22 protein-coding genes are annotated in these 20,123 nt (G+C 66.6%); 7 read left to right on the top strand and 15 right to left on the bottom strand.

Features of this window, described 5'->3' with window-relative positions; genetic code table 11:
- Positions 1-18: 18 nt before the first annotated feature.
- A complete protein-coding gene (locus ACWCPQ_RS09540) occupies positions 19-1,200 on the bottom strand; it encodes a WXG100 family type VII secretion target (protein ID WP_449896600.1) in 1,182 nt (393 codons plus the stop codon).
- On the bottom strand, positions 1,197-1,502 hold the full coding sequence (locus tag ACWCPQ_RS09535) for a hypothetical protein (RefSeq protein WP_449896598.1): 306 nt from the start codon (positions 1,500-1,502) through the stop codon (positions 1,197-1,199). The genes ACWCPQ_RS09540 and ACWCPQ_RS09535 overlap by 4 nt, the downstream gene beginning before the upstream one ends.
- 72 nt (positions 1,503-1,574) lie before the next feature.
- Between ACWCPQ_RS09535 and ACWCPQ_RS09530 the strand changes: the two genes are divergently transcribed.
- The 5 genes from ACWCPQ_RS09530 to ACWCPQ_RS09510 all read left to right on the top strand — a co-directional run bounded on the left by ACWCPQ_RS09530 (position 1,575) and on the right by ACWCPQ_RS09510 (position 6,992).
- Complete coding sequence (locus ACWCPQ_RS09530; protein WP_449896596.1) at positions 1,575-2,015, top strand: hypothetical protein; 441 nt, start codon at positions 1,575-1,577, stop codon at positions 2,013-2,015.
- 105 nt (positions 2,016-2,120) lie between these two features.
- Positions 2,121-3,437 carry a S8 family serine peptidase gene (locus tag ACWCPQ_RS09525; RefSeq protein ID WP_449896594.1) on the top strand — a complete coding sequence of 439 codons (1,317 nt, stop codon included), beginning with the start codon at positions 2,121-2,123 and terminating at the stop codon, positions 3,435-3,437.
- 9 nt (positions 3,438-3,446) lie between these two features.
- Positions 3,447-3,725, top strand: coding sequence for a hypothetical protein (locus ACWCPQ_RS09520; protein ID WP_449896593.1), 279 nt, complete (start codon positions 3,447-3,449; stop codon positions 3,723-3,725).
- Between the two features lie 72 nt (positions 3,726-3,797).
- Positions 3,798-5,639, top strand: coding sequence for a protein kinase domain-containing protein (locus ACWCPQ_RS09515; protein WP_449896592.1), 1,842 nt, complete (start codon positions 3,798-3,800; stop codon positions 5,637-5,639).
- A 195-nt stretch (positions 5,640-5,834) separates the two neighbouring features.
- On the top strand, positions 5,835-6,992 hold the full coding sequence (locus ACWCPQ_RS09510; RefSeq protein WP_449896819.1) for an FAD-dependent oxidoreductase: 1,158 nt from the start codon (positions 5,835-5,837) through the stop codon (positions 6,990-6,992).
- Positions 6,993-6,996: 4 nt separating this feature from the next.
- On the opposite strand, the gene ACWCPQ_RS09505 is transcribed toward ACWCPQ_RS09510, so the two are convergent.
- The 9 genes from ACWCPQ_RS09505 to ACWCPQ_RS09465 form a co-directional block, all read right to left on the bottom strand.
- Positions 6,997-8,619, bottom strand: coding sequence for a polyamine aminopropyltransferase (locus tag ACWCPQ_RS09505; protein ID WP_449896591.1), 1,623 nt, complete (start codon positions 8,617-8,619; stop codon positions 6,997-6,999).
- A 4-nt stretch (positions 8,620-8,623) separates the two neighbouring features.
- A complete protein-coding gene (locus ACWCPQ_RS09500; RefSeq protein WP_449896589.1) occupies positions 8,624-9,049 on the bottom strand; it encodes a DUF350 domain-containing protein in 426 nt (141 codons plus the stop codon).
- Positions 9,050-9,091: 42 nt separating this feature from the next.
- The gene (locus tag ACWCPQ_RS09495) at positions 9,092-9,514 is read right to left on the bottom strand and encodes a DUF4247 domain-containing protein (RefSeq protein ID WP_449896587.1); all 423 of its coding nucleotides are present in this window, start codon (positions 9,512-9,514) and stop codon (positions 9,092-9,094) included.
- A 51-nt stretch (positions 9,515-9,565) separates the two neighbouring features.
- On the bottom strand, positions 9,566-10,159 hold the full coding sequence (locus tag ACWCPQ_RS09490) for a DUF4178 domain-containing protein (protein ID WP_449896585.1): 594 nt from the start codon (positions 10,157-10,159) through the stop codon (positions 9,566-9,568).
- 108 nt (positions 10,160-10,267) lie between these two features.
- Positions 10,268-12,562: a hypothetical protein gene (locus ACWCPQ_RS09485; protein ID WP_449896584.1), complete on the bottom strand. Its 2,295-nt coding sequence runs from the start codon at positions 12,560-12,562 to the stop codon at positions 10,268-10,270.
- Between the two features lie 101 nt (positions 12,563-12,663).
- The gene (locus ACWCPQ_RS09480; RefSeq protein WP_449896582.1) at positions 12,664-12,981 is read right to left on the bottom strand and encodes a hypothetical protein; all 318 of its coding nucleotides are present in this window, start codon (positions 12,979-12,981) and stop codon (positions 12,664-12,666) included.
- A 110-nt stretch (positions 12,982-13,091) separates the two neighbouring features.
- Positions 13,092-13,397 carry a hypothetical protein gene (locus ACWCPQ_RS09475; RefSeq protein WP_449896580.1) on the bottom strand — a complete coding sequence of 102 codons (306 nt, stop codon included), beginning with the start codon at positions 13,395-13,397 and terminating at the stop codon, positions 13,092-13,094.
- A 73-nt stretch (positions 13,398-13,470) separates the two neighbouring features.
- Positions 13,471-13,965 (bottom strand): hypothetical protein, encoded by a 495-nt coding sequence (locus tag ACWCPQ_RS09470; protein WP_449896579.1) that lies wholly within the window; start codon positions 13,963-13,965, stop codon positions 13,471-13,473.
- A gap of 155 nt (positions 13,966-14,120) precedes the next feature.
- Complete coding sequence (locus ACWCPQ_RS09465) at positions 14,121-14,798, bottom strand: class I SAM-dependent methyltransferase (RefSeq protein ID WP_449896577.1); 678 nt, start codon at positions 14,796-14,798, stop codon at positions 14,121-14,123.
- 115 nt (positions 14,799-14,913) lie between these two features.
- Here ACWCPQ_RS09465 and ACWCPQ_RS09460 point away from each other — a divergent pair, with 115 nt between their 5' ends.
- Complete coding sequence (locus ACWCPQ_RS09460) at positions 14,914-15,453, top strand: TetR/AcrR family transcriptional regulator (RefSeq protein WP_449896575.1); 540 nt, start codon at positions 14,914-14,916, stop codon at positions 15,451-15,453.
- 63 nt (positions 15,454-15,516) lie between these two features.
- Here the strand turns inward: ACWCPQ_RS09460 and ACWCPQ_RS09455 are convergent, their stop codons facing one another.
- From ACWCPQ_RS09455 to ACWCPQ_RS09445, 3 genes are all read right to left on the bottom strand, one after another.
- Positions 15,517-16,209, bottom strand: a complete 693-nt coding sequence (locus tag ACWCPQ_RS09455; protein WP_449896573.1) for an ABC transporter permease — start codon at positions 16,207-16,209, stop codon at positions 15,517-15,519.
- Complete coding sequence (locus tag ACWCPQ_RS09450; protein WP_449896817.1) at positions 16,206-17,057, bottom strand: ABC transporter ATP-binding protein; 852 nt, start codon at positions 17,055-17,057, stop codon at positions 16,206-16,208. The genes ACWCPQ_RS09455 and ACWCPQ_RS09450 overlap by 4 nt, the downstream gene beginning before the upstream one ends.
- Positions 17,058-17,119: 62 nt before the next feature.
- Positions 17,120-17,440, bottom strand: a complete 321-nt coding sequence (locus ACWCPQ_RS09445; RefSeq protein WP_449896815.1) for a GntR family transcriptional regulator — start codon at positions 17,438-17,440, stop codon at positions 17,120-17,122.
- A gap of 214 nt (positions 17,441-17,654) precedes the next feature.
- On the opposite strand from ACWCPQ_RS09445, the gene ACWCPQ_RS09440 reads away from it, so the two are divergent.
- Positions 17,655-19,247 (top strand): FAD-binding oxidoreductase, encoded by a 1,593-nt coding sequence (locus ACWCPQ_RS09440; protein WP_449896571.1) that lies wholly within the window; start codon positions 17,655-17,657, stop codon positions 19,245-19,247.
- Between the two features lie 7 nt (positions 19,248-19,254).
- Here ACWCPQ_RS09440 and ACWCPQ_RS09435 read toward each other — a convergent pair whose 3' ends face one another.
- A complete protein-coding gene (locus tag ACWCPQ_RS09435; RefSeq protein ID WP_449896569.1) occupies positions 19,255-20,079 on the bottom strand; it encodes a cyclase family protein in 825 nt (274 codons plus the stop codon).
- Positions 20,080-20,123: the final 44 nt, after the last annotated feature.

Raw genomic sequence — 20,123 nt, 5'->3', positions numbered from 1 at the left:
AATCCTCTACAAATCCCTTTACTTGGGCGACGGGCTGTCGTCGGGGACCGGCGAACCGGGCAAGAACTTCGGCCTGCTGTCGAGATCACTCGAGTCGACCGTCTGCCCGATCGGTACATCGTCGGACCAACTCAGTTGCCGTTCCTGATTTATGACGACGGTATCCCCCCTGCCCACAGCCTCTTTGACGAGATCCTGCAATTCTTCCGGGCTGGCATCCGGGTTCTGCAGCGCTATAGTGCGTCCGATCTCATTGTTGTACAGGTCCATCGCTTCACGAACAGAGGCGTTGTCCGGCCTGCCCTCGTGCTTGAACGTATACTCCTTCGTCCAGTCTTCCCCGAACTCCCTCGTCATCAGCGCATTCCAATACGCGTGGCGGAAGGCATCGGTCTGATCGTCCTGTTCCAGGTCCCCCTCGAACATTCCGTTCGCGGTGTCCTCTGCCTCCGTCATGATCCGATAGAAACGGATCTTGTCTCCCATACTCAGGTTGTCCAGCATCTCGGCTTCGGCGGCGGTGACCTCTTTGGCCTTGCCGGTCGGACCGGCAATCAGACCGAGCAGCCCCTCTTCGGGCCATGTGACCATCCCGCCTGGATCCGCCTGCGCCTGGTATTCGGTGACGATCGCTTCCAGCTCCCACCCCGGGGGCAGCTTGACGTTCTCAAAGGCCTTGTCCAGGGCGTTGCGGACCGTTTCCGCGGCATCCGCGGCGGCACGCAGGGCGGGTTTGATCACATCCTCGTGTTTCTGGGCCTGCTTGTAGAGCACCGAATGCGCGATCTGCCAGCTCATGGTCCCGAGTTCGGCCTGCACCCACGCCAGCAGTTCCTTGGTGTAACCCACATCGCCCTGCTCACCGACCACGAACCGTTCCTTCTCGGCCGTGTCGATCGCGTTGACCGCGGTGGTCTTGGCCGCCAGCAGGGACGGTCCGGCCTGGGTGGCGACGGTACCCGCCTGCTCCAGCGCGGTCACCACGGAGGAGAGGGACGTTCGGGTCTCCTCGCCCTTCACCCGCATGGCGTCGGCGGCGTCCCCGCGCCAGAATCCCGGCGAATCCGCGAGCTGACGTGATACCGCGCCGTGCTCGGTGAGCGTGGTTTGCGCGGCCTGCGTCCATTCTTGGCCCTGCTGCCCCAGCGAAGCGGTATCCCACTGCCGAATCTGCGTTTTGGTGGGCGGCAGCGAACTCATCGCGGCGGCTCGGCGGCGCCGGCGACATTCGCGGCGTTCTGCCCCTCGGTCTGCAGGAAGGCCGCGATATCGGCCCTGGCCCCATCGCTGATCTCCTGGACCCTGGTGCCGGCACCGCGAGTGGCGGCACGGGCCCGGAATCCCGCCAGCATCACCGAATGTCCCAATCCGGAGCCGGGCAGCGCCGTCTCGATCTGCGCCACGAAACCCTCCGTCGGTATCCCGTCCAATACGGTCTTGGACTGGCCGAGGGCACCGATCATCCCCTCCGTCGCAGGCACATCGACGTACAGATCGGACAACTGAGACCTCCCCTGACGGGTTGCTACGCTAGCACAGTAACAATCCGTGTCAGTGGGGGAAGCGAGCTCCGTGTGCCACCGAATCCCGGCGATATCGATCCGCTCAGCGGACAGCTGGAAGCGGTCCAGCGTGCCCTGCTGACCGATTCGGCCGACGCCGGACGCTACGGAGTATCGGTCCGGGTCCGAGCCGACGGCGCACTCGAATCCGTGCGGATCGATCAGAATGTCACGCCCTACGGCGAAGCGTTGGGCGAGCTCATCACCCAGTTGGCCCGGGAGGCGCTCGAACAGGCGCGGGACAACGTGCGGGTCCACCTGGACACGCTCATCGCGGATCCGCGAATCGCCGAGGTGGCCGAATCCCTCGGTGACGCAGTCGATAAGCCGCGCCCGGTCCCCCCTCCGGCGGCGGCCCGACCGGCCCGCTTCGCCGACCCGGACGACGAGCTGTCCGAGGAAGAACTGATCGAACTGAATCAGCGGCGCAATCAAGGTTTCTTCCGCGCCTGACCACCGGCTGCCCGGGGTGCGGCGGTCGCCCACCGGGACGAACCCCTCGTCCGGCCACCCCCCGACCGTTTGCTGTCGGTGCGCCGCAGGGGCAATATGGCCCGCATGCGAGTCGTGATCGAGCTCCGCCCCTCAGCCGAACAAGTCTCCGCCGCAGCCGATTCCGCGGCCGGAATCTCCGCGAGCGCCATCACCGGCGAAATTCCCGGATTCGGTGTCGACGCCGGTTACGGACCGGTGGTGATCCCGGCAGGGACTCCGGCGACGTCGCGCACCGCACGCGGGGACGGCGGCTCGTATCTGGTGCGCGGCGAGATCCCCGACGGCGATCCGGCGGCGCGTACCGCGGTGGCGCAGGCGCCGGGAGTTATCGGTGTCTACGCGGACCCGGTGATCGAACCAGTGCTCACCTGCGGCGATACCGGGCCCGTCGGTACCTGGAAAGATGTCGCCGGGCTGCTGGGCCGCGACGAGCTCACCGCCGCCGGCCTCACCGGCGAGGGCGTGGCCGTGGCGGTCCTGGACACCGGGATCAACGCGGCGGCGGTGCAGCGGGTCAGCGGTACCACCATCGCGATCGACTCAGCGCGCAGCTGGAACCCCGCGGGAGTCACCGGCGAGGCAGGCCGCTTCCCGGTGGACCACGGCACCATGTGCGCCTTCGACGCGCTGATCACCGCGCCGCGGGCCACCTTCCTCGATATACCGCTGCTGCAGAGCACCCGGTCCGGCGGAAGCCGGATGGACGGTCTGCTCTCCGACGCGCTGGCCGCATTCGCCCACCTGCGCACCGTGCTCACCGCACAGCCCGCGGACCGGCGCGCCCTGGTGGTCAGCAACAGCTGGGGGTCGTTCGCACCGCAGTGGGATTTCCCGGTCGGCGACCCCGGCAACTACTCCGACAACCCCGATCACCCGTTCAACGTGATCGTCGCCTCCCTCGACGCGGCGGGCGCCGATATCTTGTTCGCCGCCGGAAACTGCGGTCGCGACTGCCCCGACGGCCGTTGCGCCTTCCCCGACCGGCCGATCACCGGCGCCAATTCGCATCCGGGTGTCCTCTCGGTCGGGGGCGTCGACACCGGTAGACAGCGGGTCGGGTATTCGTCGCAGGGTCCGGGCCGGCTGTCCGACCGCAAACCCGATCTCTGCGCGTACTCCCATTTCCTCGGGTCCACGGCCTTCGGCGCGGATACTCCCGATACCGGTACCTCGACGGCGTGCCCGGTCCTCGCCGGAGTCGTCGCCGCCTTCCGGACCCGGTGGTCCGCGGCCGAGGTGCCGCCGGCACGATTGCGGGAACTGTTGCGCACCACCGCGGCCGACGGAGCCGCCGCCGGGTTCGACTACGACTACGGATACGGGATCGCCGAACCCCGAGCGCTGCTCGCGGAGCTGCAGAAGGTCGCGGCCCGGGCGTAACCTGGGGAGATGCCACTGCTGACGGTCACTCTTGCGCCGGGATCGGTACTGGCCGACGCGCTGCGGGAGCTCGGTCTGGGCGAGGCCGAGGTCGATCGCGAATACGGGCTGATCGCCCTCGATCCCGATACCGGCCGGTTCGCGCTCCGGGTAGCCGCGAGCGCGGCCGCCCGGCTGACCGATACCGCGGCCACGGTGTTCGCCGATCCTCCCGTCGAACCGCTGCGCCCCGAATCCATGGGGCACGACGAATCCGGCGGTGATAGAAAACCCCTCCTCCCTGGGTGATTCCACCCTCATCCGAGGTATCGGGGTGCTGTGATCGGGCACAGGATGTGGTATCCGTTGCTCGTGGAAGGTGTGGAAGGTACAGAGTTCGGTCGTTACCGACTGCTCGATCCACTGGGGGCGGGCGCCATGGGGGAAGTACACCGCGCCTACGACACCGGTACCGAGCGCATGGTGGCGCTGAAGGTGCTGTCGAAGGAATTCGCGCAGGACACGACCTATCGCCGACGGTTCCAGCGGGAAGCCCAACTGGTGGCACGGCTACACGAACCGCATATCGTGCCGATCCACGATTTCGGTGAGATCGACGGCCGTCTGTTCCTGGACATGCGCCTGGTGGAGGCACCCAACCTGGCGACACTGCTCGCGGACAACGGTCCGCTGGACGCCGCCGAAGCCGTCGCCGTGATCGCCCAGATCGCGGCGGCCCTCGACGCCGCGCACACCGGCGGCGTGGTGCACCGCGACGTGAAACCGTCGAACATCCTGGTCACCCCGGACGGTTTCGCCTACCTCATCGATTTCGGGATCGCCCGCAGCGGCCAGGACACCACCCTCACCCGCGCCGGGACGATGATCGGCACGCTGGCCTATATGGCCCCGGAACGCCTGACGCTGGACCGGATCGACGCACGCTCGGATGTGTACTCCCTGGCCTGTGTGCTCTACGAATGCCTGGCCGGGACGAAACCGTATCTCGGGGACAGCGTGGAACGGCAGATCGCCGCGCATCTCACCGACCGGCCACCGCTGCCGTCGGCGGCCGGAGTGCCGCCCGCATTCGACGCGGTGATCGCCGCGGGCATGGCGAAGGATCCCGACGACCGCTACGGGTCCGCGGGCGAACTCGCCGCCGCCGCCCGGCAGGCCCTGCTACCGGCCGGCCCGCCGGTGGGTGATGCCCCGGCGGGCGACCCGCGACACGACGATCCTCCGTCGACCTCGACCCCGCAGACCGGCATCACATCGGCGGATACCCCCGCGGCGGACCCCGCTCATACCCCGGTGGTGGACCTGGCGCCCATCGATACGCCCCTGGGCAGTATGCGGCCGGCCGCCTCCCCTCCCGCCCGCTCCGGGCCTTCGGTGCCGAGGGTGTTCCGTGGCAGAACCGCGGTCGCGGTAGCCGCACTGCTGCTCGTCGTGGCGGGTGGCTCGGTACTGGCCCTGACCCGCGAGGGATCCGCAGTGGTCACCGACGCGCCGGAAACCACGCCACCGCCGGCGGTATCGGTCACCGTGGCACCGGGCGCTCCCGCGGCCGAAACCGAGCCGGCTCCCGGACCCCGTCTCCCCGCGGAACCGGACGCGCCATCGGTCACCGGTACGGTTCCGGTGGTTCCGGCCGCGCCACCGGTGGTACCAGAGGGCACTGTCGCGGAGAACGTACCCCCCACGCCCACGGGTGATCCGGTGGATCAGCCCCACCCCGTCCCGCCGTTGCCGACCACGAGTGTCGCCGCGCCGACGACGGTCACCACTACGACGACCACCGAAGCCTCCCCCACTCCGACCACGACCGATCCGACCACGCCGTCCACCACCACATCCGGCGGCACCACCACGACGGCCCCGCCGGAATCCACCGGTACCGGAGAACCGACCGGTTCCGCCGCGGCAGGCGCGATCACCGGAGACCGTGGCAGTGCGATCACCACGTCTTCCGCACACGTCCCCACCTCCGACCCGATCGCGTCGTCGGCGCCGGGCTCCGCTTCCGTCCCGGCCGCCACCCGCCCTCCGGCATCCTCCCCGGCATCGGCGCCCGCTCCCGCCCCGGCGTCCTCCCGGGTGCCGGTGCCCGGCGCGGCCCCCGCTTCCTCGGTGCCGACTCCCACTCCCGCTCCGGCCGGCACCTCGGTGCCCCCGTCCACGCGGCCCGCCCCCACCTCACCGACCACCACCGGCCGCTGACCCCGCACACCGGCGGCATCCTGCGGCGGAAGAACCCGGGGCCATCCGCGCATCACAGCCCATCGACCCCGGTCACGATGCACCTCCCATGGGCCACTGCGCGCCGCTGCGGCCGAGCGCTTCGGTGGCCGCCGAGCGGATCGGAACCGGCGGCGGCGATAATCGTGCCGGGCAGCGAGGTTCGATCCGGAGGTGATGATGGTCGCGAACCCGATCGGCGCCGATCGCCGCGCGGTGGTCGTGGGTGCCGGGATCGCGGGCCTCACCGCTGCCATCGCGCTGCGGCAGCGCGGGTGGCGAGTCGAAGTCCTGGAGAAAGCCGACGCGCTGGAACCGGCGGGGTCGGGGCTGAGCCTGTGGCCCAACGGCCTGCGCGGTCTCGATGTGATCGGCGTCGGCGCCGAGGTGCGGGAACAGTCCCTGGCAGCCACCGAGGGCGGGATACGCGATACCGCGGGGCGTTGGCTGTCCCGTACCGATATCGCCGAACTCCGGCACCGCTACGGCGATCTGGTGGTGATCCATCGGACGCGGCTGTCGGAGATCCTCCAGGCCGCGCTCGGCACCGGTCCACGATTCGGCCACACGGTCGAGGCGGTGGAATCCACCGAGGGCGGCGTCCGGGTCCGGCACAGCTCCGGGACGGCCGAGGCCGATCTGGTGCTCGGCGCCGACGGTATCCACAGCACGATCCGGGCCGCTCGTTGGCCGCGGGCCCGGCCGCCGATCTACGCCGGTTACACCGCCTGGCGGACCATCGTCGCCCCGGCCGAGCCGGTGCGTTCCGGCGGCGAAACGCTGGGCCGCGGGCAACGGGTCGGTATCGCACCGCTGCGCGACGGCCGGGTATACATGTTCGCCACTGCGAATCTTCCGGCCGGACAGCGCTGCCCGGACGACGAACTCGGTGAGGTCCGGCGCCGGTTCGGCTCCTGGCACGATCCGATTCCGGCACTGCTGGACGCGGCCGAACCGGCAGCGATACTCCGGCACGATATCTTCGAACTGCCGCCGCTGCCCACCTTCGCCCGCGATCGTGTCGTACTGCTGGGCGACGCCGCGCACGCAATGACCCCGAACCTGGGCCAAGGCGCGAATCTGGCTGTCGAGGACGCCGTCACCCTGGCGGCCCTGCTCGACCGGATGGATGTGCCCGCCGCGCTCGCCGAGTACGACCGGGTGCGCCGCGCTCGCGTGCAGCCGCTGGCGCGACTGTCCCACCGGATGGGCGCCGCACTGCAACTCGCCTGGCCGGCAGTGACACCGGTGCGGAACACCGTGCTGCGGCTGGCCCCGGATGCCGCCGCCCTGCGCGCGCTCGGACCGGTACTGTCCTGGGAACCACCCGCCTGAACCGTTACACCCACTCTTTCCGGGCGAGGTCCAGGATCGTCGGATGCATCAGGGTCGAGGGTTGTTCACCGGTGTCCCGGCGGTCCGGGGCGAATACCGTCGCCGCCGGCAGGCTCTGTTCGTCGATCGAGCGCAGCGGGGCCGGTGGATCGAGTGCGAGTCGCGGGTCGGGAGCGTGGGTCGCCTGGACGAACCCCCAATCACCGAAGCTCGGCACATCCACGTGATACGGCAGGGTGTTCAACCCCGACGTACGTATCGTGGCCGCGATACACCAGTACGAATGGGGGGCGAAGAACGGCGACCCCGCCTGCACCACCATGGTGCCGCCGGGCGCCAGTACCCGGGCGGTCATCGCGTAGAACTCGGTGGAATAGAGCTTGGCCATGGAGGTCTGGTCCGGGTCGGGCAGATCGACGATCACCGCGTCGTAGTCGGCGGCGGCGGTCCGCAACCAGGTGAACGCGTCGGCGGTGACCGCGTGCACGCGCGGGTCGGCGAAGGAGTTCCGGTTGAGTTCGGTGAGCCGCGGATCGGTACGGGCGAGCTCGATCACGGCCGGATCCAGTTCGACCAGCGTCACCGATTCCACATCGGGATATTCCAGGATCTCACGCAGCGCGAGACCGTCGCCGCCGCCGACGACCAGCACATCGCGGCGCGGCCCGGCGAGTGTCGGATGCACCATCGCCTCGTGGTACCGGTATTCGTCCACCGAGGAGAATTGCAGGTCACCGTTGAGGAACAGCCGGGTATCGCGTGTTCCGAACGGTGATACCGATTCGGTGAGCACGATCTTCTGGTACTCGGTCTGCCGCTGCCAGACGATCGGATACGCGAACAGCGCCTGCTGGGCCGTGGCCTCGAACCGGTCGGCGTAGACATAGCTGCCGACCAGTACCGCGGCCACGAGCAGAGTCACCGCGGCGAAGGACGCCTTCACCACTTTCGACAGATCGGCACGGAACCAGACCAGCACCAGCACGAGTCCGGCCACCGCGTTCACCACGCCGACGATGAGACTGCCGCGGATCTGCCCGAAAACCGGAAGCAGCAGGAACGGGAACGCCAGACCGCCGAGTAGCGCGCCCACATAGTCGGCGGCGAACAGATCGGCGACCGCGCTACCGGCCGCCTGTTTCCGGATCCGCTGCAACATCTCCATCAACAGCGGGATCTCGGCGCCCACCAGGGCCCCGATCACACACGACGCCGCCACCAGCGCCGTCGTGTACAGATCGAGCCAGGCGTACGCGGCATACAGGCCGAGTACCGAAAGCCCGCCCGCCAGCGCCAGCGCCAGTTCGACCGCGACAAAGGCGACCGCGGCCGACTGCCGTAACGGTTTCGCCGCCAACGCACCGGCTCCCATCGCGCAGACCATGACACTCAGCGTGATCGATGCCTGGGTCGCGGTGTCGCCGATCAGATAACTGCCGAGGGTCACCAGGGACAGTTCGTATACCAGCCCGCAGGCGGCACAGACGAAAACCGTGATGAGCAGCGCCGACCGAGCGAAACGACCGGGAACGGGCGGCTGTCCGGACCCGGTGTGCTCGGACTGCTCGGACTGCTCGCCGTCCACCGGTGCGGACGCGACGGTTTCCGCAGCGGACTCGACCCTCACCTGCTCAGGTGAGGGCCGACGCGACCACGGCCGCGACCGCGATATGGACCGCCGCGCTCACCCAGACACCCGGATGCAGCTCGGGTTCGTTCACCACTCCCCGGAACTCCCCGGGCGTCGTGAATTCCAGCAGCAGGAAGGCCAGTGCCATCGCTACCAGGCCGATGATCCCGTACACCGCGCTGGTCACCAGCGCCTGGCCGATCGCACCGTCGGAGGTCCAGATGGCAGTGGCGACGATGATCCCTACACCCAGCATGTTGGCGGCGACCAGGAGCGCGGCATTGCGGTTGCGTTCGACCCAGATCTGATGACGCAGATTGCCCGGCGTGAGCACATCCACGAGAACGAATCCCAGCACCATCAGGACGATCCCGAGGCCGGAGTAGGCGGCCGCGGCGCCGGCTTGCGCGGGCAGGTCTTCGAGCATTGTTTCCTCCTGTACGAGTGGATCCGGGTGGGTACCCGGCGGCTACTTTCCCTCGCCGGAACCGCCGCCGCGGAAACCGCTGTTGTCGCTGGGCCATCCGAAAGCACTCACCGCGCTGTGATGGCGCCGGTGCCCGTTCCGGTAATCGTCCAGCAGGATCTTGGACCCGGTCCCGTTCGGGGAGACCGCGATGATGTCGTCCCGGTACTGCAGATAGGTGGTGGCGCCGGCGGTGCGCCGGTCCAGCTGCCGCACACCCCGGGTGATCTCGTCGGCGGTGGCCGCCGGGGATTTGTTCGACGTGTACGCGAGCCCGTTGTTCGCTTCGTCGAGTTTCGTGGCGCGGCTGTAGTGGGAACCGACATACGACCGGACACCGGCATCGTCGTCATCGGACCCGCATCCGGACAGCATCACCGTGAACATCACGCAGACGGCAGCGACCAGCCAGGACTTACGACTCACTGAAACCCTTCCCCCGTCCGGCGCACAGACCCTCCGGTACCGCAGCCGTCCTCAGTTCGGCGACTGCGGGTAGATCATAATCGCACTCCGGTGGAGCACCTGCCCGACTGCGGCTTCCTTTTTGCCCGATTCTCCGAAATCTTCGAACGAGAGCCGGGTGTCGTCGGCTGCCACATAGTCGTGATAGGCCACGCTGCCGGAAGGGGTGAGACCGGTGGTCGCCTCGCTCACGTACTGCGCATGCCCCGATTCGTCGAGGCGGAAGGTCTTCCCGTCGTGCTCGATCTCGTTCCCGCCCGCCGCCGGCACACCCGGGGTCTCGGTCCACAGCACCAGTTCGAGATCCGGGTCTTCCTCCACCGACAACCATTTGCGGGTGCCCCGGGCGGTATCGAGCAGATGCTCATTCCACTGGTAACCGCCTTCTTTCAGGCGCAGCGAACCACGGACGGTGTAGGTCTCACCGAAGATGTCGACGATATCGCCCGCCTTCAGCGTCCGCGGGTCACCGCGCAGCGCATCGGAATCCTTGTCGGCGAACGGATCGACCGGGCCGGGCGCGGCGGTCGGCTCGTTTTTCTTGCGTACCGTCAGGTACAGCGCGACTCCCGCCACGACGAGCACAACGATGAGCAGGACGAGCAACAGCGCGGTGATGGCGGCCTCCCTCTGACGATCTCAGCGGGAGACTAACATCCGCCGCCGGAGCCGACAGGTCGGCCGGGCGCGCAACCGTGCGCCCGGCCGACCGCCTCATGTCGACTTCGGCTCCTGCGGAGCCTGGACCGACGGTGGCGCCTGCGGGGTCGACATGGTGACCGTGGGTTTCGGCAATTCCGTCGGCGCACCCGGAGCCTGTGCGTCCGCCTGTCCCAAACCGTGCGGGCGGAGGAACTGTTCGAACTTGCCGTGCCCCAGACTGTCGAGATCGGCGTTCTGGTCGAGCCGGACCAGCTTGCCGCCCTCCCAGTACTGCGGACCCGACCCGTCGTTGATCACGACAGCGCTGTGACTCTGCCACTTGATCACATCGCCCGTCTGCAGCGGTCCTTGGACCGGCTCCCATGTACCGCCCATGCTCTGCGAGGCCTGGGTGCCCTCGTAGGCGGTGAACGCGTTGAGCGCCGGGTTCCCCTGCTGCCGTTGCAGCGCGTCGGAGACGGCCTGCGGCACTTTGATCGTCGTCGAACCGTCGGGCATCTTGTAGTCGACCATCGCGCCGGGCGTGGTCACGACCGGCGGAGCACCGGTATCGGTGGGAGCGGCGACAGCCGGCTGGACTCCGGGGCCCTGATCGGTCCCCACCGGAGCGACACCCGGCGACGTCTGAGTGGGACCGGGAACCTCGCGACCCTTGCCCCGCGGATCGTCCTTGTCCTTGTCCTTGTCGTCTTTGTCCTTACCGTCTTTATCCGGTTGGTTCGCACCGTTCATCATCTGCGAGAGCATGGGAAGCATCGCGAGGCTGCTCATATCCGGCATACCGCTGCTCGGCGACGCCTGCACCGCGGGCTGGACCTGGGCACCACCGCCGGTCTGGCCGGCGACCGGGTTCTGCCCGTTCGTGCCGATGGTCTTCTGATCGCCGGTACCGGTGGGATCGGTTGTCTTGTCCTTCTCCCCGTTGCCGAGTATCTGGTCGTACTGTTTGTTCAGGTCGTTCAGCGCTTGATCGGTGTTCGCTGGAGTGTTGGCGGGAGTGTTGGCCGGGGTGTTCACCGGGGTGTTCACCGGCGTATTGACGGGCGTGTTCACCGGCGTATTGACGGGCGTGTTCACCGGGGTATTGACCGGGGTGTTCACCGGCGTATTGTTCGGCGTATTGTTCGGCGTATTATTTGGCGTATTGTTCGGCGTATTGTTCGGTGAATCGGCGGGCGGTTTATCCGATTCAGGATCGTTCCCCTGATGCCACTTGCCGTCGTCCAGGATTTTCTTCGCATCCGAATTCCGTTCGGCAAGCGCCTCCATGTCTTCGGCATATTTGTTGACCCTGGCCGTACACTCCGCGACACCACGAGAAATGATTTCGATAAGTTCTAGTTCCTCGACGATATTCTGGATACCGATATCCTTGAGGTTCGTCTTCTTGTCTTCTTTCGCCAATTGCTCATTGACGGCGTTTTCTTTCGAGGTGAGTTCGGCACTAAGGGATCCCGCTACGGATTTTTGATCGTCCGCCTTGTCGAACTTATAGCTCCCGGTGAGGCTGAGAGCCATCGCACCGTTTATCTCCTGAACTTTATCGAACACCGCTTTGTAGGCCTCGTGATTATTGCGGTCGATGATCAGGACCTTATCTCCGAAAGCCTTGTCGATCTCTTCCCAATCAGTCAGCAATTGGCCCAGCTTGAACGACGCATCCTGCTTGGCTTCGCTCGTCTGCCCTTCACCGACGAGGGCATCACGAAATGCCTTGTCGAGATTGTCGTCCAGATGCTTTTTCTTACCCTCGGGATCCAGGAGATATTTCGGCTTGTTGATATCTCCGGTACCCATCTGTCGACTGAGCCATTCCAACTGATCATTGGCGAGGGTAATGATATCGATCAGATTGGCCGACGGCCCCACCCCGAGCTTCGCACTCGGAGTCTCGATACGCAACGGAAAGTCTTTGTACTCGGCGTACAAATACTCGGTTTTGTCTCCGTCACCGTCTTTGTCTTCTGTATCCTGATAGCGGAGTTTGCTGGAGTCCGGCGGTTTATAATCCTCACCGTATGTATCGGTGATAGAATCCAGCTTATCAGCACGATCGGCGTCGTCGTCTTTTTTTCTGTCGTCACCGGGCTTGAAGGTCTGATCTTCGCCGTAGCCGTCGTGCTTTTCCTTGTTATAAGCCGTACCATCTGCGGTGACCAGATACTCCGGCTTACCGGCCTCGAGGGTGCGGACTACTATCCGATCGCCGGTCCACGGGTCGATCTGACAAAGCAGTACCTCCTTGCTACCCTCTTTCTGTTCATAGTAGTAGCCCGATGTGGGTTGCGTTTCCGGGGTATGACGTTCACCGTCTTTCCCATATACGTAGTAATTGGTATCGGCCATTACCCGACCCCCTCAACATCGAGAACTACGCCGTTCATACCAATTGTCTCCCACTCAGGGTTGTCGCCTTTTACACCGAACTCGACATCTGCACACCCTCGCTACACAGCCTCCGGCCCACGGGGCACTCCGCCCTTGCCATCGAGATCAGCTTGCTCGAACTTTGTCAATCCGGTGTAACCGGTGTTCGCTACAGCCTCGAATCCGGACCCGAGCCCCTTCCAACCCTGCTTACGCAGCTCCTGCCCCTCCGGAACGGTGACCGCAAACCCGTGAACGCCCAGGCCGGCGCCCTGGTACAGCAGGCTCAAGAAGTCTCCGTCGCCTTCGGCATGCTCATTGACACCGGGAACAACATTCTGAGCCTTATCCGAGCTGCCGCGTAGATCATCCGGCACATGTTCGAAATTGGTTCCCACGCCGCTGGATCCTTCCTGTCGTTCTCGAAGGTCAATTGTCGTATATCCCCACTACCGGGGATGCCTATACGATTGGCACCGGTCCCGGTACCGTCGCAACGGACGCAGCTTCAGAGCCCCTCGCCGAACTCGGCCGCTTCCGCCCGGCGGTAATCGGTCTCGCTCGGTAGTCCGCGAGCTTCCGCCGCGTGCGGCAACATCCCGTCGTCCAGCAGCACCCGCCGCCGCCCTACGTCGGACTTCATTCGCGCGAGACGAGCCAGTCGGACGATCTCGGCAGCCAGCCAGGCATCGGACTGCTCGGCGATCTCGTCGCCCAGGTGCAGCCCGACAATGATCCCCGCACCATCGCACGCCACCCCGACCGAGTAGTCCGGGTTGAATACCTCGAAGATCTGCTGCCGACTCGAGGCCACCGATGATCCGACCGTGTCCACCGCATTCACCCCCGGCCACACTCGGCCGCGAAGCCGGATCGTCGATACTCCGTCACCGCCGCCGAGGTACCCATGGCGCCTTGGGCATATGAGGCCACTCGGTCTCCTCGATGGCCAGTTCGTGCTGCCGGGCAGCGTCGAGCGTGCTCTCGCGAATTGCGGCCATGATATCGGCGGCCAAAGCCCGGTTGTCGGCGGAGTGCGCGATAGTACCGGGAGCGATGTACATATCGGTCAATCGGAGCGCGCCGTCCACTTCCGGAATCACCCGACCACTCGGGGAAGGCCGTCGGACGCGGATCCGGTGAATCCGTTCCAGCATGTCGGCAACGGCGTGTGTGATCGCACGCCCCCGAGCGATGACCTCGATGGTCTCGGGATGCCTCACGCCGAGCCTCCGATCGAACAGGCAAGCCGGTGCCGAGCGAGCGATACAGGAGATTTCGACGACCAGGCTTCGGGGGCCGATGCCGGATGCCGTCCGGCACCGCGCGAAACCGGCTGCAACAATCGCGGCAAAACTCCTCCTCCCGCCGACGATGGTCATTCAATCTTGCACATCGTCACATGAATCTCCACCGATGGGAAGCGGTTCGACCCTCCACGGCATGCACGAACCGGACCATTGGGACCCCCCTTCCGGGAAGCGGAGCGCACGGACAGCGGGCCGGCGCTGGTCGCCGTGAGCTCCCTACCGCCGACCTAAGGCCGACCCGGCTTGAGCGCGATCGCGATACCGGTCATGCACTTTCCCGCGGCGTAATCGACATCTACGAAACCGACCGAACGCAACCATGGCGCGTAGCGACGGATATCGATGGTGTCGAAGGGATCACCGTCGCTGCGGTGACCGGCGGATCGCCCGAACAGGAACCGCAGCCACGGCGTCGGGCGGGTATCGGCGAGCAACACCCGGCCTCCTGGACGCAGAACCCGCCACATCTCGGATATCGCTGCCGCACGGTGCTCCTCAGGAATGTGGTGCATGACGAAAGTACAGGTCACCACGTCTACGGACGCATCGGGCAGAGGGAGATCCTGCGCCGGGGCCTGAATATAACGGTGATTCGGACGGTCGTCACGACGATGGTTGTAGTCGACTGCCACGGCGGACGGGTCGATACCCACAACACTGCCCCGCGACCCCACCCGGGAGCCGAGGGCGCGGACGAGTTTGCCCGGACCACACCCGATGTCGACAGCGTCGTCTCCCGGGCTCGCTCCGCTCACCCGGGCCAGTTCGGTGAGCAGTCGACCGTGCCGCCCGAGAAACCACACGGCGGTGAAGAGGTTGTAGCGGCGCATACCCTCGATGACCAATCCGGTATCCGGGTCGTCGACGAACATCGGTGTGCGTGCCGGTGAAGTGGAAGAAGTCATGGTTTCATCGTCTGCCGCGAGGTCGGCGGCGACCAGAATCAATAGTGCCGGATCCGTCCGATTCGGCACAGAACCGGCCGAACTGTCCGACACCCGACACTGCGGAAAGAGGCGTATGACAACACCGGATCGACGGGTGCGCCGTACCCGTGACTCGCTGCACCGGGCACTCATCGAGTTGATGATGGAACGGACCTACGACCGGATAAATGTCAGTGACGTGATCACACGGGCCGATGTCGGCCGGTCCACCTTCTACTCCCACTACCGCGACAAGGACGAGCTGCTGGTGGTGAGTTGTGCCGATTACCTCCGGAAGGAGATCGCGCGAACATCTTCGCGAGGGCCGTGGACTCCGGTCCGGGTGATGCTCGGGCTCGCTGCGGGACATCCGGAGGTGTACCGGCCGCTGATCGGTCCGAAGGCCTCGATCACCGCATTACGCGGCTACCGGCACAGTATCGCGACGATTCTGCGGGAGTATTTCGCCGAGCAACAGGGTCTGCGGGTGGACGAGCTCACCGTCACCACGGTGTCGTGGGCGCTCGTCGGCCTGCTCTCCGCAGTAGCCGACGCGACGGATCCGGTCCCGCCCGAGACGGCTTGGCGGCACTTCGAAACCGTGTTCGCCGAGCGGCTGCTTCGCGACGAGTAGGGATTGAACACAGGGCATGAGCAGTCCTGCCCACCGCCCGCGGACCGGACTCCAACCCGGGGGTCAGGCCGTCGCGCGCCGGATCGCGGCCCACGCACCGGCCAGCGCGGCCAGTGCGACCACCGCGGGCAACACCACCATCGGCACCACGCGCGGTGTGTCCACGAACCAGGAACCGACCTCGGGCCACCACCGTTGCCAGGTCACCAGGATCGCGGCGACCCCGCCGACGAGCAGAACCACTACACCGGCGGTATAGAGGCCGGTGACCCGCCAGCGCTGGTAGATCGCGCCGAGCAAGAGGCTGACGCAGGCGACGAGCCCGAGGAACGCCGCGTAGGTGGCCAGCTGGGTCAGCCGGTTGTCGGTGAAATCGGCCGGGAGACCGAACATCTCCATGCGCACTCCCCAACCGTCGGTGTGTTCTTCGATGACGGCCAGCACCCACAGCAGCAGCGAGATACCGGCCACCTGCCCGGCGCCGATCAGGACGGTGGCGTTGAAGAAGTCGCGGCGGGTGACGCCGAGGCCGAGGGCGAACGGGAAGGTCTGCGTCATCGCACTCATGTAGAAGGCCATGGTCACGCCGAGGATCGAGTAGATACTGCCGGTCGTGTTCGCGTCGGTGGCGTCGATGAGGGCGAAGATCACCCACGGGATGGCGAAGGCGGCGGTGAGGATCGCCAGCGGCCAGGCGATCAGCAGCGGCCAGGCCACGGTGTGGATCCGGGATACATCGAGCGCGCGGGCGATCATGAGTTGTCCTTGCCGTGCAGGGGTGTGGTTTCGACGATGAACTGCTGGAGCGAGACCGGTTCCACGAGCAACCCCAAGGTTTTCGCATTCCGGGTGTCCGTGGCGTTGTCGGTGGTGCGCAGCAGGACCCGACTCTGGGTGCCCAATGATTCGCGGCGCAGCTCCGGCCTGCCCGCGACGAATCGGTCGATATCGGGAGTCGACCCGGTGACTGTGAGGGCGGAATCGCGCAATTCGTCGGCGGACGCGTCGGCGACGAGCCGGCCCCGGTCGAGCAGCAGTACGTGTTCGAGCAGGTCGGCGACTTCGTCGATCAGATGTGTGGAGAGCACTATGGTGCGCGGGTGCTCGGTGTAGTCGGCGAGCAGCCGGTCGTAGAAGAGCTGCCGGGCCACCGCGTCCAGGCCGAGATACGGTTCGTCGAAGAAGGTCAACGGGGCGCGCGAGGCCAGGCCGACGATCACCCCGAGCGCGGAGGTCATGCCGCGGGAGAGTTTCTTGACCTTACGGTCGGTGGGCAGATCGAAATCGGCCACCAGTGCGCGCGCGAAGTCCTCGTCCCAGTTCGGCAGCAGATACCGGGCGGCGCGTAGTACGTGCGCGACCTTGTAGTCGGCCGGGTACGCCTGACTCTCCTTGATGAACGACACCGAGCGCAGCACCTCGGTGTTCTCGTGCGGAACCGCGCCGTGTATCCGGACCTCCCCCGAGGTCTGGAACATCTGACCGGTGAGCACCTGCATGAGTGTGGTCTTCCCGGCGCCGTTGCGGCCGAGCAGACCGTAGACGGTGTTCTCGCGCAGATCGAAGCTCACCTCGTCGAGTGCGGTGACCGCACCGAATCGCATGGTGACCCCGCGAGCGCGAGCGAGGACCGCGTTGTCGAGCGCCGGGTCGATGAAGGTCGTGTTCACCGGGTTCCCTCCCGTTGGTCGAGCAGCGACTTGAGTTCGTCGATGCCCATACCGAGTTTGTCGGCCTCGGCGATGAGCGGGTCGATGTACTGCTGGGCGAATCGTTCCTTGCGCCGCAGCCGCAACGCCCCGCGCGCACCGGCGGTGACGAACATGCCGATTCCTCGTTTCTTGTACAGAATCCCGTCCGACACCAGCTGGTTCAGCCCTTTGGCCGCTGTCGCCGGGTTGATCCGGTGGAAGGCCGCGAGCTCGTTCGACGACGGCGCCTGCGCCTCTTCGGGGAGTGATCCGTCGACGATCGAGTTCTCGACCATCTCCGCGATCTGCAGGAAGAGCGGCTTACCGTCCACGAGCACCGGCCTTCACCTTCCCTGGTTGAGTGGTTCATTACTCATGTAATGAACCATAGAGCCCCATCGGGCATCGCACAAGCGGAGCGAACCGGCGCTCGCTGCGGCGCGCGCCGATCCGCTGCCGATACACCCGGCGACCGCGGAATCCACAATGAAAGCCCCTGGTGGCACTACCGTGATCACGCGAACATCCGATCGACTACCAGGGGTCGATGAAGTGCTGTCACGCCGGAAGCTTTTCGCCGCGGCCGCGCTCGGTGCCGCCACCGTGGGCGCCGGGGGCCCGCCCGTCCATGCCACGCCCGCTGTCCTACCCGGCCAACGTGAGTACCGGACACTGGCCATGCGCGGCTACAACCGGCGCTTCGTGGCCCGGCCGCGCCGGATCCATCTCCCGGCCGACGCGGAGGAGGTCCGGCAGGCCGTGGCGAATTCGGTCCGGGACGGCCTCCGCATCGCCGCCCGCTCCGGTGGTCATTGCTTCGAGGACTTCGTGGACAGCGCGGATACCCGGTCGCTGATCGATCTCCGCGGGCTGAACCGGGTCGATTGGGACTCCCAGCACCGCGCGTTCTCGGTCGGCACCGGACTCACTCTCGAACGGCTGTACACGGAACTGGCGCGCTGGAATGTGACCGTGCCGGGCGGGATCTGCCGGGCGGTCGGCGTCGGCGGGCATATCAGCGGTGGCGGGTACGGCCCGCTCTCGCGCAGGCACGGCCTGGTGGCGGATCATCTGTACGGGGTGGAAGTGGCGACCGTCGCGCGCGACGGCAGTGTCGGCCTGATCACGGCGACCAGGGACGGGCCGCACGACGACCTGTGGTGGGCCCACACCGGTGGGGGTGGCGGCAATTTCGGAATCGTCACCCGATATCTGCTGCGCTCCCCCGGATCCGACGGTTCCGACCCGGCGATCGCGCTACCGCGGCCGCCGCGTTCGATGCTGAGCACCACGCTCACGCTGCCCGTGACCACCGAGGATTCCTTCCTCCGGTTCATGGGCAATTATCTGGATTTCTACGCCCGGTATCGCGAACCCGGCAACCGGTTCGACGGCCTGTACGCACCGATCAGCTTCCGACCCCAACTGACCGGTCTGGGCGAGATGCTGATCATCCAGGCCGCCGACGGACCGGATGCCCGGGGTCTGATGGACGAATTCGTCTCTACCGTCTGCGCCGGTGTGCGACCCGGTGCGATAGTCGGCCCCGTGGTCGAACGGTCCTACGCCGATACCGTCGCCCAGGTCTACTACGCCGGTACCGCGGATCCACCGCGCGTCAAGACCAAGGCGGCGTATCTGCGCCGGCCCTACAGCGCCGACCAGTTGCGAACCTGCTACCGGCATATCGTCTCACCGGCTTTCGTCGGCGAATCGTCACTGGAATTCCTGCCCTTCGGCGGCGCCGTCAATGCCGTCGCCCCCGGCGCCACCGCGATGCCGGCCCGCGATTCGTTCATGAAGATGCTCATCCACGCGTCCTGGCGGCTACCCATCGACGACGACCGGCATATCGGAGTGGCCCGGCAGTTGTATCGCGAGGTGTACGCCGATACCGGCGGAGTGCCGGTACCCGGCGCGGACAACGGCGGCAGCTATATCAACTATCCCGACCCCGATCTGGCCGATCCGGAATTCAATCGGTCCGGTATCCCCTGGCACGCCTTCTATTACGGCGCGAACTACCCGCGACTCCAGCAGGTGAAAGCACGGTGGGATCCCCACGATGTATTCCGGCACCGGCTCTCGGTCGAGCTGCCCTGAACCCGGATCAGGTCAGCGCGAACACACGGCAAGGCCCGCCGGTGCCACCCACATGTTTGGGCGCACCGACGACAACGGTGGCACCGGCCGGCGGCGCAGACGCAAGATTCGCGAGTAGTTCGACTCCGTAGCGATCGGAATCGAGAATGGCGGCGTGGGCGCCGAAATCCGGGTCGGCCGCCCGGTCGAGACTCAGGGTGTCCACGCCCGCACCCACGATTCCCCTTTCGCTCACCAGGAATTCGGCAGTCTCCGGGGCGAACCCCGGCGCGTGCGGTGTGCCGGCACCGTCGAGGTTCACGAACGCGCCGGGAACCTCCAGCCGACGTTCCCATCCCGAATACATCGCCACGAACGCGCGCTCCGGAATCGGGCCGTGCCGCGACTCCCAGGCGGCGATATCGTCCATGGTCACCGCCGCGTCCGCATCGGCGCCGGCCCGCGCACTGATATCGACCACCACCAGCGGAGCGACCAGGTCGCGCGCGGCGATCTCCGCGGTGGACTCGGTGCCGCGACGGTGGGTCGGCGCATCCACATGGGTGCCGGTGTGCTCCCAGTACGCCAGCAGGTTCTGGTCGAATCCGCCCGCCGCCTCCCAGGCGACCGGAACCATCGAGAACGGCGGTACACCGGGCCACGTCGGGGTCCGCGCACTGAGCGCGTGGGTCAGATCCACGACACCGCCCCCGGCGGCCCGGGCGGGCGCCGCGGGTAGGGCGGCACCCAGCGCGACCGCCGCCCCGGCGGCCCGGAGGAAGGCACGCCGACCCGGGCGGGGCAGGTCGTCGGCGGCGGCACGGAGGTCGCGGATGATCTGTGGTGTGCACATTTCGCGGGGAGCTTATTCGAGGCCGGGCCCGATATCGGCGTATG

The organism is Nocardia sp. NPDC001965, assembly GCF_053594175.1.
The sequence above is the reverse complement of the archived record's forward strand: the minus strand, read 5'-3'. Positions and strand labels throughout refer to the sequence as shown.

Coding starts and splice junctions, on each gene's coding strand:
- ACWCPQ_RS09540 (WP_449896600.1), bottom strand. CDS start 1,200: ATGAGTTCGCTGCCGCCCACCAAAACGCAGATTCGGCAGTGGGATACC.
- ACWCPQ_RS09525 (WP_449896594.1), top strand. CDS start 2,121: ATGCGAGTCGTGATCGAGCTCCGCCCCTCAGCCGAACAAGTCTCCGCC.
- ACWCPQ_RS09520 (WP_449896593.1), top strand. CDS start 3,447: ATGCCACTGCTGACGGTCACTCTTGCGCCGGGATCGGTACTGGCCGAC.
- ACWCPQ_RS09510 (WP_449896819.1), top strand. CDS start 5,835: ATGATGGTCGCGAACCCGATCGGCGCCGATCGCCGCGCGGTGGTCGTG.
- ACWCPQ_RS09500 (WP_449896589.1), bottom strand. CDS start 9,049: ATGCTCGAAGACCTGCCCGCGCAAGCCGGCGCCGCGGCCGCCTACTCC.
- ACWCPQ_RS09485 (WP_449896584.1), bottom strand. CDS start 12,562: ATGGCCGATACCAATTACTACGTATATGGGAAAGACGGTGAACGTCAT.
- ACWCPQ_RS09470 (WP_449896579.1), bottom strand. CDS start 13,965: ATGACCATCGTCGGCGGGAGGAGGAGTTTTGCCGCGATTGTTGCAGCC.
- ACWCPQ_RS09465 (WP_449896577.1), bottom strand. CDS start 14,798: ATGACTTCTTCCACTTCACCGGCACGCACACCGATGTTCGTCGACGAC.
- ACWCPQ_RS09460 (WP_449896575.1), top strand. CDS start 14,914: ATGACAACACCGGATCGACGGGTGCGCCGTACCCGTGACTCGCTGCAC.
- ACWCPQ_RS09455 (WP_449896573.1), bottom strand. CDS start 16,209: ATGATCGCCCGCGCGCTCGATGTATCCCGGATCCACACCGTGGCCTGG.
- ACWCPQ_RS09450 (WP_449896817.1), bottom strand. CDS start 17,057: ATGCGATTCGGTGCGGTCACCGCACTCGACGAGGTGAGCTTCGATCTG.
- ACWCPQ_RS09445 (WP_449896815.1), bottom strand. CDS start 17,440: ATGGTCGAGAACTCGATCGTCGACGGATCACTCCCCGAAGAGGCGCAG.
- ACWCPQ_RS09435 (WP_449896569.1), bottom strand. CDS start 20,079: ATGTGCACACCACAGATCATCCGCGACCTCCGTGCCGCCGCCGACGAC.